A 21,974-nucleotide genomic window follows, 5' to 3' on the forward strand; every position below is an offset into this window, starting at 1 on the left:
AGCTTATGAAGAAATTATCCATTTTAGCGGCAAGTTTAATGTTGGCTTTGGCTGTGCAAGCCGAACCAGGCAAATCTGAAGACGATCTGGTGCTGCCAGTTGTGGCCCAGGCTTCCCATCATGCTACAGCCAGTAAAAGGATAACCGCGCTGTTTACCCGTAGTCACTATGTACCGATGCAACTTGACGATGAGTTGTCAGGTCGCATTTTTGATATGTATCTTAAAAATCTGGATTATTACCGAAACGTACTTCTTCAGTCCGATGTTGATACATTTTCACGCTTTCGTGATGAATTTGATGACGGTTTAAACAAAGGCAATTTGAATTTTGCTTTTGACATGTTTAATCATACGATGCAACGCAGGGCAGAGCGGTTTGATTTTGCTATTGGTTTGCTTTCACAAGAGTTTGATTTTAGCAAAGATGATAGTTATCAATACGATAGAGAAGACGTGCAGTGGCCTGCAGATCAAGCTGAGCTAAACGAAATATGGCGGCAACGGGTCAAGTTTGATGCGCTTAATTTAAAGCTGACGGGTAAAGCAGACGATGAAATCAGAGAGATCCTGACCAAACGTTACCGGAACAGCCAGAAGCGGTTGAGCCAGACAAACAGTGAAGATGTGTTTCAGCTTGTGATGAATTCGTTTGGCCGGGCGATTGAAGCGCATACCTCTTATCTGTCCCCACGCAATGCTGATCGATTCCAGCAAGAGATGAACTTGTCACTTGAGGGCATTGGTGCCGTGCTAAGAGCTGACGAAGATTATACCGTCATTCAAAGTCTGGTACCTGGTGGACCAGCGGATCAGACTCAGAAATTAAAGCCCAAAGACAAGATTATTGGCGTTGCTCAGGACAGTGACGACTTTGTTGATGTTATTGGTTGGCGACTGGATGATGTTGTTGACTTAATTAAGGGACCCAAAGGAAGCACGGTCAGATTACAGGTGCTGGGTGGTAGTGATATTGCTGGCAACAAAGCGGATGTAATCACTATTGTCCGGGATAAAATACGGTTAGAAGACCGTGCTGCCAAAGCTGAAGTGTTAGATCCTAAACTAAACGAGCTCGATCAGAACATCGGTGTGATCAGCATCCCGGGTTTTTACAATAATCTGGCTGAAGATGTTAAAAAGCTGTTGGTCGAATTAAAACAAAAGCAGGTTGATGGCATTATCATCGATTTACGTGGCAATGGCGGTGGTTCGCTGCAGGAAGCGACGCTGCTCACCGGCTTATTCATCGACCGGGGCCCGGTAGTACAAATTCGTCAGGGAGATGGCAAAGTAACGGAATCTCCGGATACGGATGGGGTAAGTTATTACGATGGCCCATTAACTGTCTTGGTTGACCGCTACAGCGCATCAGCGTCAGAGATTTTTGCTGCAGCGATGCAAGATTATGGCCGGGCGATTATCGTCGGTGAACAAACCTTTGGTAAGGGTACTGTACAACAACACCGTGGTTTAGGTCGTATTTACGATATGTTTGAAGAACCGCTGGGCAGCGTACAATATACAATTGCTAAGTTTTACCGCATTAACGGTGGCAGTACTCAGCATCAGGGAGTAATACCGGATATTCATTTTCCTACCGCTATTGATCCTGCAGAGTGGGGCGAAAGCAAAGAGCAGCACGCGTTGCCATGGGATTCGATTAATCCTGCTAAATACGCCAGTGTTAATGATATTCAGGCAGTAGTGCCGGTATTGCTTGAGAAACATCAGCAGCGAATTAGCAAGGAGACTGAGTTTGATTATATGTTGCAGGATATAAAAGACTATCAGCAGCGCCAGAATGACAAAACAGTGTCTTTGAAAGAATCTGTTCGGATCAGCGAACGTGATAAAGATAAAGCGGATCAACTTGCCCGGGTTAACGAGCGGCTGGTCAGATTTGAACTTGAAAAAGTGCAGTCTGTTGATGATGCGCCTGAGATGATCACTGAACTGGACCCATTTCTTGAAGAAGCGGCAAATATAACGGCTGATTTATTAAGAATAAGCCGGATGGCTAAGAAATAAAAACAAGGCGTAAATAGCAATTTAAAAGCGGTATTTATTACCGCTTTTTGTTAGGCTCAGCCAAATATAAAAATAATTATAAAGGTTAATTATGACAACTAGGGGTGTGTTTTCGTCGCGGCTTGGATTTATTCTGGCAGCGTCCGGGTCTGCAGTGGGGTTAGGCAACGTCTGGGGATTTCCGTCTCAGGTGGCCAGTAACGGCGGAGCCGCTTTTGTTCTGATGTATCTGGTGCTGGCGTTTGTTCTGGCGTACCCGGTGCTGATGGCTGAATTATTAATTGGTCGGGCGACCGAGTCGAATGTAGTTGATGCTCTTGGCTCGGTTTCTAAAGGTCGTTCCGGACGTATTGTCGGAATGTGGGGTATTGCCACCGTCTCTTTAATCTTGGCGTTCTACGGTATTGTCGGCGGCTGGATGCTGTCTTATACCCTGGAAGCGCTAGCCAGTCTGGCCGGGCTTGAGCAACTGGCAGGATGGCTGGTAGCGTCTTCATTACCTCGAAATATTTTGTTCTGTGGCATCTTTATGTTGTTAACTGTCGGCATCGTCAGCGGTGGGGTGGTTAATGGTATTGAACGTTGGTCTGTGCGGTTAATGCCAACCTTATTTGTGTTGATGCTGTTGCTGTTTGGGTATGTGATGACTCAGGACGGCGCTATGGATGGTTTGAAAGTTTATCTTCTTCCTGACTTCAAAGAAGTACTTAATCCGGACTTACTGATAAGTGCGATGGGCCAGGCCTTTTTCTCCATGTCATTGGGCGTTGGCACAATGCTGATATACGGCTCCTATGTCAGCCACAAAGAAAACATGCCTAAATTAGGTGCATCTGTCGCGCTAGTCGATATTGGCGTGGCGGTTCTGGCTGGCTTACTGATTATTCCGGCAATGTATGTCGCGTTACATAATGGCGTTGAAATCTTTGGCGCAAATGGCCAGTTACTGGCTGAAGACACGTTAATATTTACGGTATTGCCTTCTTTGTTTGCCACCATGGGCTCGGTCGGATTAGTTGTAGCCTGTGCTTTTTTCCTGCTCATGTCGATAGCGGCACTAACGTCTTCTATTTCAATGCTTGAAGTACCGGTTTCATATGTTGTCGAAAACCGCAAAGTAGCGCGCAACAGGGCAGTTTGGCTCATCGCTGCTGTTATTTTCGCAATAAGCGTACTTATTCTGTGCAACTTTGAATTGCTGTTTGGTTTTGTGATTGCACTGACAACACAATACAGTCAACCTCTGCTCGGCTTAATGCTGTGTATTTTTGCGGGCTGGGTATGGAACCGAAATTCCATTTTAGCTGAGCTGAAAAAAGGTGATTCACAGGCTGACAACAGTTGGTTCTGGCGGATTTGGCCTTGGTATGTCAAGTTCGTTTGTCCGGTGATCATTTTGCTGATGTTTTACCGTTCGCTCTGAGGCGGTGCCTCTTCCATCATAATAATATTAGAAGGCGCTGCAAGCGCCTTTGCTAAATTGGAGCTACACTAATGACTGAAAAACATCCCAGTTTTCTGGATGCAGCGCTGCCGGTTATCGTCCTGATTGTGTTACTTTCGGCATCGGTTTATTTATTTGGCAACGACTCCTCATATGGGCCCAACCAGATTGCCTTATTTATTGCAACAGCGGTAGCAGTCATCATTGGTTTAAAGAATGGTTATAAATGGCAGGCCATGGAAAACGCCATGGTGTCGGGCATATCACTGTCGTTGGGGGCGGTTCTTATACTGCTTTCAGTTGGCGCGCTGATAGGCACCTGGATGCTCTCTGGTACTGTTCCCACACTGATTTACTATGGTTTACAATTATTAAGCCCAAGCTGGTTTTACGCCGCAAGTTGTTTGCTTTGCGGTATTGTGGCAATGAGTATTGGTAGTTCCTGGACGACTGCAGCCACCATTGGTGTCGCGCTAATCGGGGTCGCCTCAGGGCTGGGGTTATCGCCGGCAATTACTGCCGGGGCCATTGTGTCAGGTGCTTATTTTGGTGACAAGCTGTCGCCACTGAGCGAAACTACTAACCTTGCGCCAGCAGTCGCCGGAGCTGAACTTTTTCAACATATCCAACATATGCTCTGGACCACCGTGCCAAGCTTTGTGCTGGCGCTGTTATTGTTTACCATTATTGGTTTTAACAGTGACATTACCGCTGATTTTGCCCGTATCGAACAAATTAGTCTGGTGTTAAAGCAGCAGTTTGCTATAAGCCTGGTTTCTCTGGTACCGCTGCTGGTGTTGCTGGCAATGGCCATCAAGAAAGTTCCTGCTTTTCCAACCGTTTTTATTGGTGCGTTACTTGGCGCATTATGGGCAGTGTTTTTTCAGCAAGAGTTATTGGCTCGCCTGATTGATAGCAGTCTGCCTGCGACTGTCGGTGTTTTTAAATTAGTATGGCATACTTTTTATGCTGGGTTTGCCGTAGATACCGGCGATAACAACCTGAACGAGCTCCTGAGCGGCGGCGGTATGGCAAGTATGCTCAATACGATCTGGTTAGTGTTTTGTGCCATGATGTTTGGCGCAACAATCGAGAAAATTGGATTATTGCGTAAATTTGTAGAGTCAATTCTCTATTTTGCCAGCAGCACAGGTTCGTTAATCACCAGCACTATTGCGACATGTTTCGTTACTAATTTACTGACTGCGGATCAATACATGTCAATAGTAATGCCTGGACGGATGTTTAAAGAGGAATATAAACGCCGTGGTTTGGCGCCGGTAAATCTGTCACGCTCATTAGAAGACGGTGGTACGATCACCAGCCCGCTGATACCATGGAATACCTGCGGTGCTTATATGCACAGTGTGTTGGGGGTAAGTCCGCTTGATTATGCATTCTATGCATTCTTTAACTTAATTAATCCACTGCTGTCGATCGTTTATGCCTATCTCGGTATAAAGGTGTTGCGGTTATCACCTCCGGCAACCACCCGGCAAACAGAGATTTTAAAAAGTTAGCACAATCAGAAGCCTGAATTATTTCAGGCTTTTTCAAACTCAGAACCAGCGGATTCCAAAGGTCTCAAGGAGAAATTATGAGCAGTAATTCAGCCCGCAGCAGCCGTAGCCTGGCCAATTATCGGCAGCCAGATTTTCTGATACCTGAAATTGAGCTGACCTTTGAACTGTCCCCTGACGCTACCCGGGTTACTGCGTTGATGAACATCAAGCAGCAGTGCCCGGGAGTGCCGTTGATACTGGATGGTCAGCAGCTGAGCCTGAAATATATCGCGCTTGATGGCGTTGAACTGCGTCCGGAACAGTATCAGCTTACTGACGATCATCTTTCTATCTTTGCAGTTCCAGACAATTTCGCTCTGCTGATAATTACTGAGATTTCTCCGGCAGCAAATACGGCGCTGGAAGGGCTTTATCTGGCCGATAATGTGTTTTGTACTCAATGTGAAGCAGAGGGTTTTCGTCGAATCATGTTTTATCCCGACCGGCCTGATGTGTTGTCAGTCTATACCACCCATATAATTGCTGATCAGCGTCAGTATCCTTATTTGCTTGCCAATGGTAATAAAGTGGCTACTGAGCAACGGGCTGATGGTACCACCCGTGTGAGCTGGCATGATCCCTTTGCCAAGCCCTGTTACTTGTTTGCGTTGGTCGCCGGCAACTTCGATTGTCTTTCAGATAGTTTCACCACTGCCAGCGGCCGGCTTGTAAGCTTGCAGCTGTTTGTAGAGCCGGGGCAGCTGGCCAAAGGTGATTTTGCGATGGCGGCACTTAAACGGGCAATGCGCTGGGATGAAACACGCTACAATCTGGAATACGATCTGGATATTTATATGATTGTTGCAGTTGATTTTTTTAATATGGGCGCGATGGAAAATAAAGGACTCAATGTTTTTAACAGTAAGTATGTACTGGCGGATGACAGTACTGCTACAGACAAAGATTACTTCAATATTGAATCAATAATTGGCCATGAGTATTTTCATAATTGGACCGGTAACAGAGTAACCTGTCGGGACTGGTTTCAGCTTAGTCTAAAAGAAGGGTTAACGGTATTCAGGGATCAGGAGTTTAGCGCAGATATGGGCTCGGCAACATTAAACCGGATAGATGCGGTAAAGCTGATCCGTACGGCTCAGTTTGCCGAAGACGCCGGACCGATGGCACACCCGATCCGCCCTGAGCATGTTCTTGAAATGAATAACTTTTATACCGTAACGGTTTATGATAAAGGGGCTGAAGTTATCCGGATGCTGCAAACCCTGCTTGGTCAGGCTGGTTTTAACAAAGGATTGGCGCTCTATTTACAACGTCACGATGGCCAGGCCGTAACCTGCGATGATTTTATTGACGCGATGCAAGATGCTAATAACACAAATTTAACTCAGTTCAGGCGGTGGTATAGCCAGGCTGGCACCCCGGTGGTAACACTAAAACAACGCTATAGTGCTGAGGATGCCACGCTGCATCTGGTGGTAAATCAGGAACATACAGCTACCGAACAACAACCGCATAAGCATGCATTGCTGATACCATTGCAATTACAATTATTAAGTCATGATGGCAAAGTGAATCAGCAACACCTTATTACACTGCGCGAGCCGACTGAACATTTTAGTTTCAGCAATTTGGCCAGTGAACCGGTAATTGTCTGGGAGAATTTTTCTGCACCAGTAAAACTGCAGCAAAACTATCAGTTATCCCAATTATTGTTGATTGCTGAGAAAGCAAACAACGGTTTTGCCAAGTGGGATGCGATGCAGGTATTCTGGTCTGACTTTATAAGGCACAAAATAACCCAACCTGACACGCAGCTGGAATTACCCGATGCGTTGCTGACTATAATGCGCCAGTGGCTTCGCCAGCCGTTGGCGGATCATGCTCTGACGGCTGAGTTATTATCTTTACCTGACTTTAATACCCTGGCCGAGCAGTATCAGTATATACCGGTGTCTGGCATCCTCAGCAGCCTGAAGACGATTAAATTGCAACTGGCAAGTGTGCTCGCTAAAGAGTGGCTTAACTGTTATCAGCTGACAGAAACCGCACCTTACCATTATACAGAGAAGGCAGCAGGTGCCCGGGCGCTGCGTAATTGTTGTTTAAGTTATCTTGCTCTCACCAGTGATGGTCCTGTGCTGCTCAACCAACACTATAATAATTCAGATAACATGACCGATAGTCTGGCCGCGCTTTTTGCCGCGCAACAAACCGGTATTGCCGGATTTAATGATCTTGCACAACACTTCGCCGCGAAATGGCATCAAAACGTACTGATTATGGACAAATATTTTTCTTTGCTGGCCAGTAATCCCAACGATGACGTATTTGATAGTTTAGATACCCTGAGTAACCATCCGCTGTTTAGCTGGAAGAACCCTAACCGGGTTCGGGCGTTGTACGGTGCCTTTAGCATGCGCAACGCGGAACAATTTCATCGTGCCGACGGTAATGGATATCGTTGCCTGGCAGACGTCGTCAGCAGGATGGACGTGATAAACCCGCAGGTCGCGGCGCGTTTAATTACCCCTTTGCTAGCCTGGAAACGTTTTAACGATCAACGGCGGGACCATATGGTGGCAGCATTGCAGCAATTGGCAACGCAGCCATCGTTAAGCAATGATCTTTATGAGAAAATTACTAAAAGTCTGCCATGAAGCGACAATTTCTGTTTAATGCTTTCCTGGCCAGGGATAAATGCCTGCTTTATTACCAGGGTTCGCTGCGCTATGTGGTTGTCACTGCCGATAGTGGAGAGCGGATCCAGCTGGGATTAAAGCATTTCCAGCCTTTTTTTTCAGATTTGGGTTTGCGTGGTCGCTTCAGGCTGTCGTTAACCCAAAGTGGGGCTTTTGAACGGTTAGAAAAAATTAATTAGAGTTAATACTTTAAACATTGGATTAAAACAAAGCTTTGCAGTTTCATCTGGTTTGACCTTTAATTTCATTAGCTTATGAAGTGGTCTCAACATGCTTAAGTCAATGATTAAACTGAAAGTGCGATTATCCGATCAGGCAGATGCTGCAATTAATAAAAAATGAATAAAAATCAACAGATATACGCAAGGAGAGGCCTTGCTAACACCCTAAAATGATGTAATTATTTCCGTGATGCAAGCTGAGCTCCGAGCAGTTGGTTCAGCATAATAATTAAAAAGACAAAACATACCTGCAGGGACAGGGGGAGATCACAAGATGAATAGAAGGCCTAATACTTTTTATAAAAGTCCGTTAGCCTTAGGGGTTGCATCTGCACTACTGGCACTGTCTGTTGTGCCTGCGCAAGCAGCAACCTTTGACGTTGGCAATTTCCAGGTTGTATTTGACTCAACCTTTTCATATGGGGCCAGTATCCGAACTGAAGAGCGTAACTGGGATACAATAGCAAAAGTAAACCACCCACGTTTTGATTGGACAGGCTATAACGCGGCCACTAACTTAATTTATCAGCCAGCGGACATCTGGGCTCAGCCTGGTGGTTACTCAAGCAATGGTGATGCAGGCAATCTTAACTTTGACCGCGGTGATATGTTCTCCAGCCTGTTCAAAGGTCTGCATGAATTATCAATCACTAAAGATAATATCGGCTTTTTCGGCCGTTTCATGTATTTCTACGACTTTGCGATGAACGATGGTGATTTCGCTTACAGTAATCCGTTAAGCGGTCAGCAGGTTGACCCTTGCGCTGATTCAGAATCCAGTGAGCTTGCCTGTAAGGATTTCAGGGTTTTAGACGCCTACCTTTATGGCAACTTTTCGTTTAACGACGGCATGAACCCTGTGACGGTGCGGGTGGGTAACCAGGTACTTAGCTGGGGTGAAAGTACCTTTATTCCACATGGTATTAATATTACTCCGGTAGATGTCGGCATTCTGCGGGCACCCGGTGCAGATTTAAAAGAAGCCTTTATTCCAACAGGTATGGTTACGCTGTCCGTTGGCTGGACTGAAAATCTGTCGACCGAAATGTTTTATCAGTATTCCTGGCAGGAAAGCTACCTGCCACCTCCAGGCACCTATTTCTCGACAAACGATTTTGCTGGCCGTGGCGGTTATGGTCAGAATATTCAATTAGGTTTTTCTGGAAACCCGGACATTGACCTGGCGTATCTGTTGCAAAACTTAAATGGTATCGGTTCGGCTGTTGCTGCCGGTCAACTGGATCCCGCTACTGCCGCTCAGCTTTATCTGGCATATCCAACCAAAGTTGCGCTTCGTCCAACGGGAACTGATGGCAGAATTGAACCGGAAGATGGTGGCCAGTATGGTCTGAAAATTGAATATTTCTCACCGGCGTTAAATGATACTGAATTTGCGCTTTACTACATGAATTATCACAGCCGGGTACCAGTAATCTCTGGCGTTGCTTCTGATTTCAGAGGCGCTGCAATTCAGCAGGATATTGGTTATTTAGCGCAGCTGGCAGGTAATTTAACTGCTGATAATATTGATAACTTACTGGCATTCTCAAAAGGTAAGCTGGAATATCCGGAAGATATCAAATTGTATGGCTTCAGCTTCAACACGACTGTTGGCACAACCTCAGTTGCTGGTGAAATAGCTTACCGCCAGGATGATCCACTTCAAATTGATGATGTTGAAATTCTGTATGCAGGTATGCCGGAGCAGCTGGCAAATGCAGGATTACGTCCTGATTTATCCGGGATCTCACAGATTGGCCGTGAAATTGGAGTGAAGGTTCAACCAGGTGATCCGGCTCAGGGCTTTATTTTACGTGACACCCTGCAAGCTCAAATGACTTTTACTCACTTATTTGGACCAACCCGTCTACTGGCCGCTGACAACTTCACTATGCTGGCAGAAGTAGGTGGTATCCAAATTCAGGACATGCCTTCACAAGACGTATTACGCTTAAATGGTCCAGGTACAGATCGCAGCGGTGGCCCGTTGGTTGGAACAAATGGCCCGGCACCTGGCTTACACACCGGTTTATCCGATGGCCCGGAAACTAATCCGTTTCCTACGGCTTCAGCCTGGGGTTATCGTATTCTGGCCAAAGCAGACTACAACAACGTCTTTGCCGGCGTAAATATGTCACAGCGTTTGGTATTCTCGCATGACGTCAATGGTATTACTCCAGACCCATTGTTTATGTTTGTTGAAGACCGCAAATCAGCGGCTTATGCAGTAAGTTTTGATTACTTAAGCAAGTGGTCAGCTGAACTGTCGTACAATTGGTTCTGGGGCGGAGTAGGTACCACTAATAATGTTGCCGACCGTGACTTTGTATCTTTTAATATTAAATACTCTATTTAAGGGACGAGAGCCGATTATGAAAAAACTCACCCTATTGTCTTCAGCGATTGCGCTAATTGTCAGTTGCAACGCTCTGGCAAAGATAACACCAGAACAAGCTGCCAGGTTGGGAAGTGATTTAACACCGCTTGGTGCTGAGAAAGCTGGAAATGCTGATGGTACTATCCCGGCATGGACTGGTGGTATCACCAATCCACCGGCAGGATACAGCCCAGGTGACCACCATATAGACCCGTTTGCCACAGATGAAATTGTTTTAACCATTGATAAATCTAATGTGGCAGATCATCGGCAGTTTTTGAGCCCGGGTATGATACAGCTTTTTGATATTTATCCTGACACGTTTAAGATGAATGTGTATCCAACCCGTCGTAGTGCATCTTTTCCACAGTATTTTTATGATGCTACCCAGAAAATTGCTACGGAAGCTGAGTTAGTTCAAGGTGGTAACGGTTTGGTCAACGCGGCTATTGGTATCCCATTCCCGATACCAGAAAACGGCCTGGAAGCGGTTTGGAACCATATTGTTCGCTACCGTGGTGTTGCAGCAAGCCGAAATGGTGGCCAGGCAGCGCCTACCTCTAACGGTGCTTATACGGTGATCGGTTTTGATGAACAAATTATGTTTAAGTATTCGCATCCGGATGCTACGGCAGACGCCCTGGAAGCTGAAAACATTTTGTTCAGATTTAAGCAAAGCGTTACCTCTCCAGCGCGACTGGCAGGTACCGCATTATTAGTACATGAGACGATGGATCAGGTAGCAACACCTCGTCAGGCATGGACTTATAATACCGGTCAACGTCGTGTTCGTCGTGCACCAAACGTGGCGTACGATGCTCCAGGTACCGCCTCCGATGGTTTGCGTACCACTGATGATTTCGACATGTTTAACGGCTCACCTGACCGTTATAACTGGGAGTTGAAAGGCAAGCAGGAAATGTATATTGCTTATAACGATTACAAACTGCACAGCAAAGAAGTGAAATATGCAGATCTTCTGATGGCCGGTCATATTAATCCTGACTATGTTCGCTGGGAAAAGCACAGAGTTTGGGTAGTTGAAGCAACACTTAAAGACGGTACACGCCATGTATATGGTAAGCGGGTATTTTATATCGATGAAGACAGCTGGCAGATCCATGTCGCTGATTTGTATGATAACCGCGGAGATATGTACCGGGTAGCGGTTGCGCACGGCTTGAACTATTATGAAGTACCCACTCATTGGAGTACGCTGGAAGTTTATCATGATCTTAATTCACGCCGCTATATTGCTATCGGTCTGGATAATGAAGACAGAATGTATGATTTCTCAGTCGAACTTTCTGACAATGATTTCACGCCTGCAGCATTACGTCGTGAAGGAACTCGTTAAGTTACGTTAGTGTTCAAACGGCTGGCATTAGCTGGCCGTTTTTTTTAGTTTTAATTTCTGCCTTACGTTTGGTTGTGGCAGTAATTAATTTATTTTGCAATTTTAAGAGTAGTTATGCTGCCTATGTTTAAAAAACTTTTTTTGGCTTGCAGTTGCATTATGTTAAGCAGTACAGCATTGCAGGTGCTGGCCGATGTTAATTCTGTCGAAGAAGCCAAGGCAGCATATATAATGCCGCTTACTGCAGAGTCGTTGCTAACCGATGTGCAAAAAGTCAGCGACAATTTTTATGTGGCGGTAGGTGAACGTGGTCATATTTTATTGAGTAACGATGCTACCCATTGGCGACAGTCTCCGGTGCCGACTCAAAGTATGCTAACTGCAGTGTTTTTTGTTGATGAGCAACATGGCTGGGCGGTAGGGCATGACGCATTAATACTTGCGACCAGCGATGGTGGAGCCAGTTGGCAGCTGCAGCAATTTTTACCAGAAGATGATAAGCCCCTGCTTGATGTTTATTTCCGGGATACTCAGCATGGTATGGCGGTTGGTGCTTATGGCTTATTTTATGTTACGACCGACGGTGGTAGTACCTGGGAACAGGAATTATTTGTCGAGCTCGCCGCTGAAGAAGATAAAGAATATCTGCTGGACTTACAACAAACTGATCCAGATATTTACCGGCAGGAACTGAGTTCAATTTTACCACATTTTAATCGACTATTTATTGATGGCAATACCTTGTACATGGTAGGTGAAGCCGGTTTTATAGCCAAAAGCTTAGACTTTGGCTCCAGTTGGCAGCGATTAGAGGAGTTCTATAACGGTTCTTTGTTTGATTTACACCGTACCCCAGAAATGGGTTTGTTGGCTGTCGGTTTACGCGGCCATGTTTTTCGTAGTGAAGACAATGGCCAGAATTGGCAACAAATTGAGATAAGTGAATCGGCTACTTTAAATAGCGTATTTAGTGACGCAATGGGAAACATTTACCTTACCGGCAATGCTGGTACGTTACTTCAGAGCACTGATGACGGCGTAAGCTTTACGGAACGTTCGCAGGAAGATGGCAAAGCGATTTTAAATGGCGTCGCGTTAGATAACAGGATGTTGCTGGTCACTGAGGTTGGCATAAAAGTATTAAATCTGGATAAGTCTGAATAATATGAGTGTAAATTCACTGGTTAATAAATTTGAATATGCGTTATTCCGGCACCGTTTATTGGTGCTTGTCGTTTTTCTTCTGGTTACTGTCGGTTTACTGGTAAAAGCAACTGATATTAAACTGGATGCCTCTTTTACCAAAAATATACCGTTAAAGCATGAATATATGCAGACCTATCTGGAACATGCTGAAGATTTTGGTGGCGCCAACAATATTCTCATCGCTGTTTGCGATGCCAGCGGCGATATTTTTAACCCAACATTTTTTGAAACATTCCGCCAGGTGCATGATGACGTCTTGTATACCCCGGGCGTGAATCGGGTATTGGTAAAGTCACTGTTCAGTCCCAGCACACGTTTTATCGAAGTTGTTGAGGATGGCTTTGCTGGAGGACCGGTCATCCCTGCCGATTTTGTTGCCGATAAACGTGGCCTTGCCAAGGTAAAATCCAACGTTGAGAAAGCGGGTATCGTTGGTCGTATGGTCGCCGATGATTACAGTTGTGCGATGATCACTGCGCAACTGCTTGAGATTGACCCCGAAACCGGAGAAGCTGTCGATACACTCGATTTTGCTACGGCCTTAGAGCAAAATATCAGGGCCAAGCACCAGAGTGAACAAATTAGTGTCCATATTATTGGCTTCGCAAAAATGGTGGGTGATGTCGCCGAAGGTGCCAAAGGTGTGGTGTTATTTTTTCTGGTTGCAATTGCCGTCACCGCATTGATGGTATTTTTCTTTTCTAAGTCAATCATGCTGACGGTGCTGCCGATTGCCTGTTCACTTATCGCGGTGGTGTGGCAGATGGGGCTTCTGACAATGCTCGGTTTTGGCATTGACCCGATGTCTATTCTGGTACCATTTCTGGTTTTTGCTATTGGTGTTAGTCACGGTGTGCAAATGATTAACTCTACCGGCAAACGTGTTGCGGCCGGTATGGACGCGAAAACTGCGGCTGAGTCCAGTTTTCGTAAGCTATTGGTCCCTGGCGGCGTCGCCTTATTGTCTGATACCGTAGGTTTCTTAACCTTATTAATCATAGAAATTGGGGTTATTCGTGAATTGGCGATTACCGCCAGCCTTGGTGTAGCCGTTATCATTCTGACCAACCTGATTTTGCTTCCTGTATTAATGTCTTTTGTTAAGTTCAGCGCAGCATACAAAGCGAGAGTTGCGTCGCCTTCAGTTAAGGCGGATAAATTCTGGTACGCGTTATCAGCATTTGCAACCAAACGTTTTGCGTATGCCATTATTGCAGTTACTGCTGTGTTATTTGCCCTTGGATACTGGCAAAGTCAGCAACTTAAGATTGGCGATTTACATGAGGGGGCGCCGTCCTTACACGAAGACTCCCGTTATAATCTTGATACCAAGCTTATTACCGATCGTTTTGCTATCTCTGTCGACTATATCAATATTATGGTTGAAACCATTCCCAGTGCCTGTACTGAGCATGACATTATGGATCGGATCGATCAATTTCAGTGGTTGATGGAAAATGTCCCCGGGGTGCAATCAGTAATATCGCTGGCATCGGTATCAAAAAGCATTAACGCCGCTTATAACGAAGGTAATCAGAAGTGGCGGGTGTTACCTCGAAATCCTCAGTCTCTGGTGCAGGCCACTTCCAGAGTTGAAACCAGTACCGGGTTGTTAAATGCAGACTGTTCGGTAATGCCGGTGATGGTGTTTCTGGAAGATCACAAAGCTGAAACTATTGAACAGGTGGTACTCGCCGCGAAAAAATATGGCGCTGAACTTGGCGATGAACAAACCCGCTTTATGCTGGCCTCTGGCCCTGCGGGTGTAATGGCTGCGACTAACGAAGCGGTGTCGGCGGCACAGCAGCCAATGATGTGGTACGTATACGGTGCTGTTATTATTTTATGCTTATTAAGCTTTCGCTCACTGCGGGCTACAATTGCCGTGGTAGTGCCGCTATATGTTGTATCGGTACTGGCCACTGCATTGATGACAAAACTGCAGATTGGTCTGACCGTGTCGACGTTACCTGTTATTGCGCTTGGTGTGGGTATCGGTGTTGATTATGGCATTTATATCTTGTCCAGCATGAGTCAGTTGTTACGAGACGGTATGCCTTTGCGGCAGGCCTATTTTGAAGCGCTGAAAGAGCGCGGCAGCGCTGTGTTGTTTACCGGTATCACGCTGGCGGTTGGGGTAAGTACCTGGGTGTTTTCGGCATTGAAGTTCCAGGTCGACATGGGGATCCTGCTTACCTTTATGTTTATTGTGAATATGTTGGGTGCAATAGTGGTACTGCCAGCTTTAGCTGCAGTGTTCTGGCGGAATAATCGTTAACGGCAGAAAAAGATTTTTGCATGTTTAAACATGAAAATGGCCGAAAGGCCATTTTCTATTTAGACGAACTGAATAAGTTGTCAAAAGCCTTAAAAACCACTGGTTTAACCAGCATAAAAGCCGGAAATAGTGCTTCAAAAGCGCTACAATAGTCACTACACTGCGCAGCAGACAAGACCTTGTATGTTAGCTAGAACCAGCTGGTAAAGCTGTGCTCTTAAAAAGGATACAATAATGGCACTGATAGACGGTCATCCTTCTGTACTACTACAAAACGTAAGCAAACTGATAACTCAAAAAGTAAAAGATCAGCCTAAGCTGGTGGAGAAATTTGCTTACACCCTTTATGGCAATATGTCGAACGAAGATTTAGTGGGTCGCAATGACAGTGATCTGTATGGTGCGGCGTTAAGTTTATGGCAAACCTTTAATCAACATGCTGAGGCTGAGGCCCGGATCCGGGTTTACAATCCCGAGATATCGCGCCACGGTTGGGAATCCAAGCATACTATCGTAGAAATAGTAGTAAAGGATATGCCATTTCTGGTTGATTCGGTGCGCATGGCGTTAACCCGGCACGGTATCGCAGCACATTTACTCCTGCATTATCCCTTACAGACACAGCGCGATAAAGCGGGCCATATTACTGATTTCTTCAAACTAGGCAGTAGCAATAACTCCAGTACCCAGCAAACCGTATTTCATATTGAAATCGATCGGATAACAGAGGAGTCCACGATACAATCGTTAAAGAGTGAATTGCACTCGGTAATGGAAGATGTGTCGCTGGCGGTGCAGGACTGGCAGCCAACCCGACAAAAATTACTAGACGTAATCAAAACATATGCAAAAAACAGCGGTAAGGCCGCTGCTGATGAAATTAAAGAAACAACAGATTTTCTGAACTGGTTAGTTAAGGATAACTTTACCTTACTTGGCTATCGCGAATATAAAATGACGCCGGTCAAAGGTGATTATAAAATTGCTGGAATTGATTCCAGCTCTTTAGGTCTGATGCGTCGCTCTGATTCCCGCGACCTGATGTTATCCGCTTTGCCTGATGCCGGTCGCAAACAAGCATTAAGCCCGACAATTTTGGTGTTAACCAAAACAAATAACAAATCCCGGGTACACCGGCCGGCTTACATTGATTATGTTGGCGTTAAGCAGTTTGATAAAGATGGCAAGGTTGTAGGCGAGCATCGTTTTATCGGCTTATATTCATCCTCGTTATACAACAACAGTGCTGCAGATATTCCACTGCTTAAAAGTAAGCTGGCCCGGGTCATGGCAATGTCTGAGTTTGCTACCGGCACGCACGCTTATAAAGCATTGCTAAATATACTTGAAACCTATCCCCGGGATGAGTTGATCCAGGCAACAGCCGACGAACTGCTGTATGTCGCAATGGGCGTTTTGCAGATGCAAGAACGTGACATGACCCGTTTGTTTATGCGCAAAGATGCGTTTGGCCGATTTGTTACGGCTATGGTTTATGTCCCGCGCGAGCGTTATAACACTCAGCTACGAAAAGAAACTCAGGCCATTTTACAACGGGCACTGGGCACCGACGAGCCGGTAGAGTTTACTACCTATTTTTCAGAATCCGTGTTGGCCCGTACCCATTATCTGGTGCGGATCACTGATAGCCATGTTGAGTATAAAGTGAAAGATATTGAACGTAATCTGGTCGAAGCAGCCCGTACCTGGGAAGACAAATTAGAAACGGCATTAACCGGCGTATATGGGGAAGCCCGGGGCCGGGAATTGGGACGTAAATATGTTAATAGTTTTCCAAGAGCCTATAAAGAAGAAATGCTGCCAAGCGATGCGTTGGTAGATATCGGCAAACTGGAAGCATTAAACGACGACAATAAGCTAGAGATGTTGTTTTACCGGCCACAAGAAGAAAGTAAAGATAGCAAAGCGGTGCGGTTAAACCTGTTCCATAAGGATCACCCGATCCATTTGTCAGATGTCTTACCCATGCTGGAAAACTTCGGCTTACGGGTTATAGGTGAAACACCTTATGCGGTCAAATCTCCTGATGGTTCTGTCAGCTGGATTTTAAATTTCTCCATGCAGCTCAACGGGGAAGTTCCGCTGGATTTTGCCGAAGCACAGCAAAGCTTTCAGTTATCATTTGCCAAAGTATGGGCTGGGCAACTGGAAGATGACGGTTTTAACCGGCTTATTTTAGGGGCAGGTTTGACCGGACGGCAGGCTTCTATTATTCGCGCTTTTGCCAAGTATAAACGGCAGATAGGGGGAACCTTCAGTCAGAATTATGTTGAAAGTACCTTTACCCGTTATCCGGAGCTTGCAGGTTTACTGGTGCAACTTTTTGATAAAAAGTTTTCGCCATCATCCAAAGCCACTGTTAAGTCTATAGAAAAGCTAGAAGAGCAAATTAATACCCAGTTGGAAGGGGTTGCGAATCTTGATGACGACCGGATTATCCGTCGTTTTGTTTATATGATTAATGCGACGTTACGTACCAATTATTATCAGCCAGCCGCTGACGGTACTGATAAACCTTATATTTCGTTTAAAATTAAACCCGATTTAATTCCTGATATCCCGCTGCCATTGCCAATGTATGAAATCTTTGTCTATTCACCGCGGGTAGAAGGGGTACATTTACGTTTTGGTAAAGTTGCACGGGGCGGGCTGCGTTGGTCTGATCGTCGGGAAGATTTCCGCACTGAAGTGCTGGGCCTGGTAAAAGCGCAACAAGTTAAAAATACCGTTATTGTCCCCTCAGGTGCCAAAGGTGGTTTTGTATGTAAAAAGCTGCCGGAAACCGGTGGCCGCGATGCGTTTATTGCAGAGGGTAAAGCGTGTTACCGGATCTTTATCCGGGCATTGCTGGATATTACCGATAATATTGTTAAGGGCAGCATAGTACCGCCTGCCAATGTTACCCGGTTAGATGAAGATGATCCCTATCTGGTTGTGGCCGCCGATAAAGGCACGGCAACCTTCTCCGATATATCAAATGGCATCTCAGAAGAATATGGATTCTGGCTGGGTGACGCCTTTGCCTCAGGCGGATCTAATGGATATGACCATAAGAAGATGGGGATTACAGCCCGGGGGGCCTGGGAAGCGGTTAAACGGCATTTCCGTGAAATGGGTATTAATTGCCAGACTACAGATTTCACCTGTGTGGGTATTGGCGATATGGCTGGCGATGTATTTGGTAACGGCATGTTGTTATCTAAACATATTCGCTTACAAGTCGCGTTCAACCATATGCACATTTTCATTGACCCGAATCCGGATCCAGCTAGCAGCTATGTTGAACGTGAGCGCTTGTTTAATCTGCCCACTTCTACCTGGGAGGATTACGACAAGTCCCTTATTTCTGAAGGGGGCGGCATATTCGCACGTAGCGCTAAATCAATAAAATTGTCAGCGCAAATGAAAGAAATGCTAGGCACCACCAAAGCCAGCATGACGCCAAATGAACTGATCCGTGAATGTCTGATGATGCCCGTAGATCTGATTTGGAACGGCGGTATTGGTACTTACATTAAAGCGACGTCAGAAAGCCATGCCGAAGTGGGTGACCGTGGTTCTGAACCGTTACGGATTAACGGCAGAGAATTAAAAGCGAAAATATTTGGTGAAGGCGGTAACCTTGGCGCCACGCAGCGCGGTCGTATTGAGTTTGCTGCTAACGGCGGGCGGATAAATACTGACTTTGTTGATAACGTAGGGGGCGTAACCTGCTCAGATAATGAAGTTAATATCAAAATTTTATTAAACGCGTTGGTGCAAAGTGGTGATTTAACCCTGAAACAGCGCAATAAATTACTCAATGAGATGACGGACGATGTTGCAGCGTTAGTATTAAAAGAATGCTATCGGCAAAACCAGAGTATTACCCTGTCGTCGTTGCTGGGTTCTGAGCAGATTAAGGAATACACTCGCTTTATTCATGCGTTGGAGAAAGACGGCAAGCTTAACCGCGAACTGGAGTTTTTACCCAGCGACGATGAACTGGCAGAGCGGATGGTAAAAGGGATTGGTCTGACTCGTCCGGAGCTTGCGATATTAACCGCTTATGGCAAAATGGTATTGAAGGAGCGTTTGGTACTGCCCGAAATTTTTGATAATAACTACTTTAAACGACAGTTATTTACGGCATTTCCTGAAGTACTACAAAAGCAGTATGCCAAAGAGATGGAAAACCATCCGTTAAAAGCAGAGATTATTGCCACTAAATTAGCCAATATGCTGGTTAATGAAATGGGCCCTAATTTCGCGCAACGAATGCTGGAAGAAACGGGTGCAACAATTGGTGAAGTTGCAATGTGTTACGCCATTGCCCGTGATTTATTTGATTTGTCAAAATTCTGGAAGCAGCTTGAGCTACTGGATAATGATATTTCAGCATCGCTCCAAAACCGGTTACTGTTCCAGTTGCGACGCACTATGCGCCGGGCAACCCGCTGGTTTATCCGCCATCGCAATAAAACCATGGACATTCAGCAAACAGTAGATTTCTTTAAACCGGCTTATCAGGCGATATCAAATGAGCTGGCCAATTATCTCGCAGACGCTGAACTTGCTCAGCTTCGTGATAACGAGCAAGATTTGATCAGCAAAGGTATCCCCGCTGATATAGCCCGTTATTTAACGCAGCTCAGTACGGTTTTCTCGGTAATGGATATTGCTCAGGTCAGTGATAATCAGGGAACCTCTCTGGCTCTTGTGTCAGAGATTTACTTCAAACTTGGCGACAAACTGGATTTACACTGGTTCCTGGAACAGATTACCCAGCAACCCGTTGCCAATCATTGGCAAGCACTGGCAAGGGCATCGTACCGGGAAGAACTGGACTGGCAGCAGCGCTCTTTAACGGCGGTGGTTGTTCGAAATTGTGGTAAAGCCTGTTCAGCAGATGAAGTCATTGCAACCTGGTTAACCCAACATCAAATTCTGGTTGAACGCTGGCGCTTAATGCTGGCCGAGTTTAAAACAACTAAGAGCCATGAGTTTGCTAAGTTTTCTGTAGCCATGCGTGAACTGATGTTGTTAAGTCAATCAGTTTGATGCTGAAATAAGCCGATACAATGGTTACAATACCCCGGTAAGTCCGGGGTATTTTTTTTATTAATGAAGGCGTCTATGTTTTACTCTATTGCAAAAAAACTAATGTTTACCTGTGATGCTGAGCGGGCTCATGATCTGGCGCTGGGCAGCCTGAAACGATTAGCTCATACCCCAGCATCAATGTTGTGGCGCCAACAGGTTGCGCCAAAACCAGTAACTGTAGCGGGTATTTGTTTTGAGAACCCAGTAGGCTTGGCTGCGGGTCTGGACAAAAACGCTGATTGTATTGATGCTTTTGGCCAGATGGGATTTGGTTTTATTGAAGTAGGGACGGTAACACCAAGACCACAAGCGGGTAATGATAAACCCAGGATTTTCCGGCTACCTCAGGCAGAAGCAATCATTAACCGGATGGGATTTAACAATAAAGGTGTTGATTATCTGGTAAATAATGTTAAAAACGCCAGTTATAAAGGTGTTCTTGGCATAAACATTGGTAAAAACAAAGACACCAGTAATGAGCGTGGTAAAGACGATTATGTCAGCTGCATGCGTAAGGTATATCCTCACGCCAGTTATATTACCATCAATATATCATCACCAAATACACCTGGCCTGCGCGATCTGCAATTTGGTGAAGCTTTACTTGATTTGTTGCAAACCCTCAAAAATGAGCAACTGGATTTACAAGCCCACTATGACAAATATGTGCCATTGTTCGTTAAAATAGCCCCTGATATGGATAATCTGGCAGTGAGTCAGATTGCTGAAACGCTGCTAAAAAGCAAAATGGATGGTGCAATTGCGACTAATACTACTTTGGACAGAAGCTTAGTAACCGGATTGCCACATGCGGAGCAAGCTGGTGGGCTGAGTGGTTTACCTGTTCAGCAGCAAAGTACAGATATCATCAGCCAGTTGCGTCAGGCGGTTGGTCCGAAGCTGCCCATTATTGGAGTAGGCGGAATTAATGACAGTGATTCTGCCCAGGCAAAACTTTCAGCGGGTGCCAACTTGCTGCAAGTATATACAGGTTTTATTTACCGGGGACCAACGTTGATAAAGACGATCATTGACGGCTTATAAAGATCAATCCACGATCCGGCTTTGATATGAAGAAATAGTCTTTAATGTATTGATCAGCATGCTATAGTGATGAAAATAAAAAGATAATTCAATAACTTGATTGCAAAGGATTTGACCATGTTAACGCCGTCAGAGCGCTGGAGCTGGACATACTGTGAACAACGCGACCGCTTACTACTGGATATTAGTGAGCAAGCTCAGTTTTGCTCTAATTTAACCTTGCAACAATTAACGGTTAAGCCGGTTCAGCAGCGTTTCGCGGTAAATGAAGCAGAGCTGTTCTGGCAATATCTGGAAAGCCTGGAATCATTGACCCTGGGTTATGCTGAGACGTTGGAATTATGTTTACACGCGCTTAGCGCTCAATATTTACAGTTGCAGGCTCACAAAAGCTGGTACTTTCCTGAACAAGTAACCTCAGCGGTACAGCATAGTGATTTAGTCAGTATTGTTGGTGCCGATGGCAGGGTAGCGGCGTTGGTTGTTGCTGAAGATCCCGACTGTGTAAGTTGTTTAATGTTAGCTGACGTGCAAACGTTGGCAGGTAAAGTGATTAAGCGGGCGAGTGTTGTGCGTGTGCTTCGCAACCGAGTTAGCCCTTTTAATCAACCAACAATGTTAGCGCGAAGTGCCTGAAACCAGCTGACAGTGGTATAATTGCTGTTTGTTATAGTTTTAAATTCAGGATCAGA

12 protein-coding genes are annotated in these 21,974 nt (G+C 45.5%); all 12 read left to right on the forward strand.

What is annotated here, in order from left to right; all coding sequences use genetic code 11:
- Window positions 1–5: 5 nt before the first annotated feature.
- The 12 genes from prc (at window position 6) to B2Q61_RS06435 (ending at window position 21,918) form a co-directional block, all read left to right on the forward strand.
- Entirely contained in the window at window positions 6–2,030 is a 2,025-nt protein-coding gene (prc, locus tag B2Q61_RS06380; protein WP_290615758.1) for a carboxy terminal-processing peptidase, read from the forward strand.
- A 91-nt stretch (window positions 2,031–2,121) separates the two neighbouring features.
- Window positions 2,122–3,453, forward strand: coding sequence for a sodium-dependent transporter (locus B2Q61_RS06385; protein ID WP_290615756.1), 1,332 nt, complete (start codon window positions 2,122–2,124; stop codon window positions 3,451–3,453).
- A 71-nt stretch (window positions 3,454–3,524) separates the two neighbouring features.
- Complete coding sequence (nhaC, locus tag B2Q61_RS06390; protein WP_290615754.1) at window positions 3,525–4,994, forward strand: Na+/H+ antiporter NhaC; 1,470 nt, start codon at window positions 3,525–3,527, stop codon at window positions 4,992–4,994.
- Between the two features lie 77 nt (window positions 4,995–5,071).
- Window positions 5,072–7,654 (forward strand): aminopeptidase N, encoded by a 2,583-nt coding sequence (pepN, locus tag B2Q61_RS06395; protein WP_290615753.1) that lies wholly within the window; start codon window positions 5,072–5,074, stop codon window positions 7,652–7,654.
- On the forward strand, window positions 7,651–7,875 hold the full coding sequence (locus B2Q61_RS06400; protein ID WP_290615751.1) for a DUF2835 family protein: 225 nt from the start codon (window positions 7,651–7,653) through the stop codon (window positions 7,873–7,875). Before pepN ends, B2Q61_RS06400 begins: the two co-directional genes overlap by 4 nt.
- 316 nt (window positions 7,876–8,191) lie before the next feature.
- Window positions 8,192–10,273: a DUF1302 domain-containing protein gene (locus B2Q61_RS06405; RefSeq protein ID WP_290615749.1), complete on the forward strand. Its 2,082-nt coding sequence runs from the start codon at window positions 8,192–8,194 to the stop codon at window positions 10,271–10,273.
- Between the two features lie 16 nt (window positions 10,274–10,289).
- Window positions 10,290–11,651, forward strand: coding sequence for a DUF1329 domain-containing protein (locus B2Q61_RS06410; protein WP_290615747.1), 1,362 nt, complete (start codon window positions 10,290–10,292; stop codon window positions 11,649–11,651).
- Between the two features lie 159 nt (window positions 11,652–11,810).
- Complete coding sequence (locus B2Q61_RS06415) at window positions 11,811–12,815, forward strand: WD40/YVTN/BNR-like repeat-containing protein (RefSeq protein ID WP_290615745.1); 1,005 nt, start codon at window positions 11,811–11,813, stop codon at window positions 12,813–12,815.
- A gap of 1 nt (window position 12,816) precedes the next feature.
- Window positions 12,817–15,135, forward strand: coding sequence for an efflux RND transporter permease subunit (locus tag B2Q61_RS06420; protein WP_290615743.1), 2,319 nt, complete (start codon window positions 12,817–12,819; stop codon window positions 15,133–15,135).
- Window positions 15,136–15,369: 234 nt separating this feature from the next.
- Window positions 15,370–20,196 (forward strand): NAD-glutamate dehydrogenase, encoded by a 4,827-nt coding sequence (locus tag B2Q61_RS06425; protein WP_290615741.1) that lies wholly within the window; start codon window positions 15,370–15,372, stop codon window positions 20,194–20,196.
- Between the two features lie 75 nt (window positions 20,197–20,271).
- Complete coding sequence (gene pyrD / locus B2Q61_RS06430) at window positions 20,272–21,282, forward strand: quinone-dependent dihydroorotate dehydrogenase (RefSeq protein ID WP_290615739.1); 1,011 nt, start codon at window positions 20,272–20,274, stop codon at window positions 21,280–21,282.
- A 117-nt stretch (window positions 21,283–21,399) separates the two neighbouring features.
- A complete protein-coding gene (locus B2Q61_RS06435; protein WP_290615737.1) occupies window positions 21,400–21,918 on the forward strand; it encodes a cell division protein ZapC domain-containing protein in 519 nt (172 codons plus the stop codon).
- Window positions 21,919–21,974 lie beyond the last annotated feature (56 nt).

Origin of the sequence: Arsukibacterium sp. UBA5043 (assembly GCA_002415085.1) — a bacterium.
Taxonomy (GTDB): Bacteria; Pseudomonadota; Gammaproteobacteria; order Enterobacterales; family Alteromonadaceae; genus Alishewanella.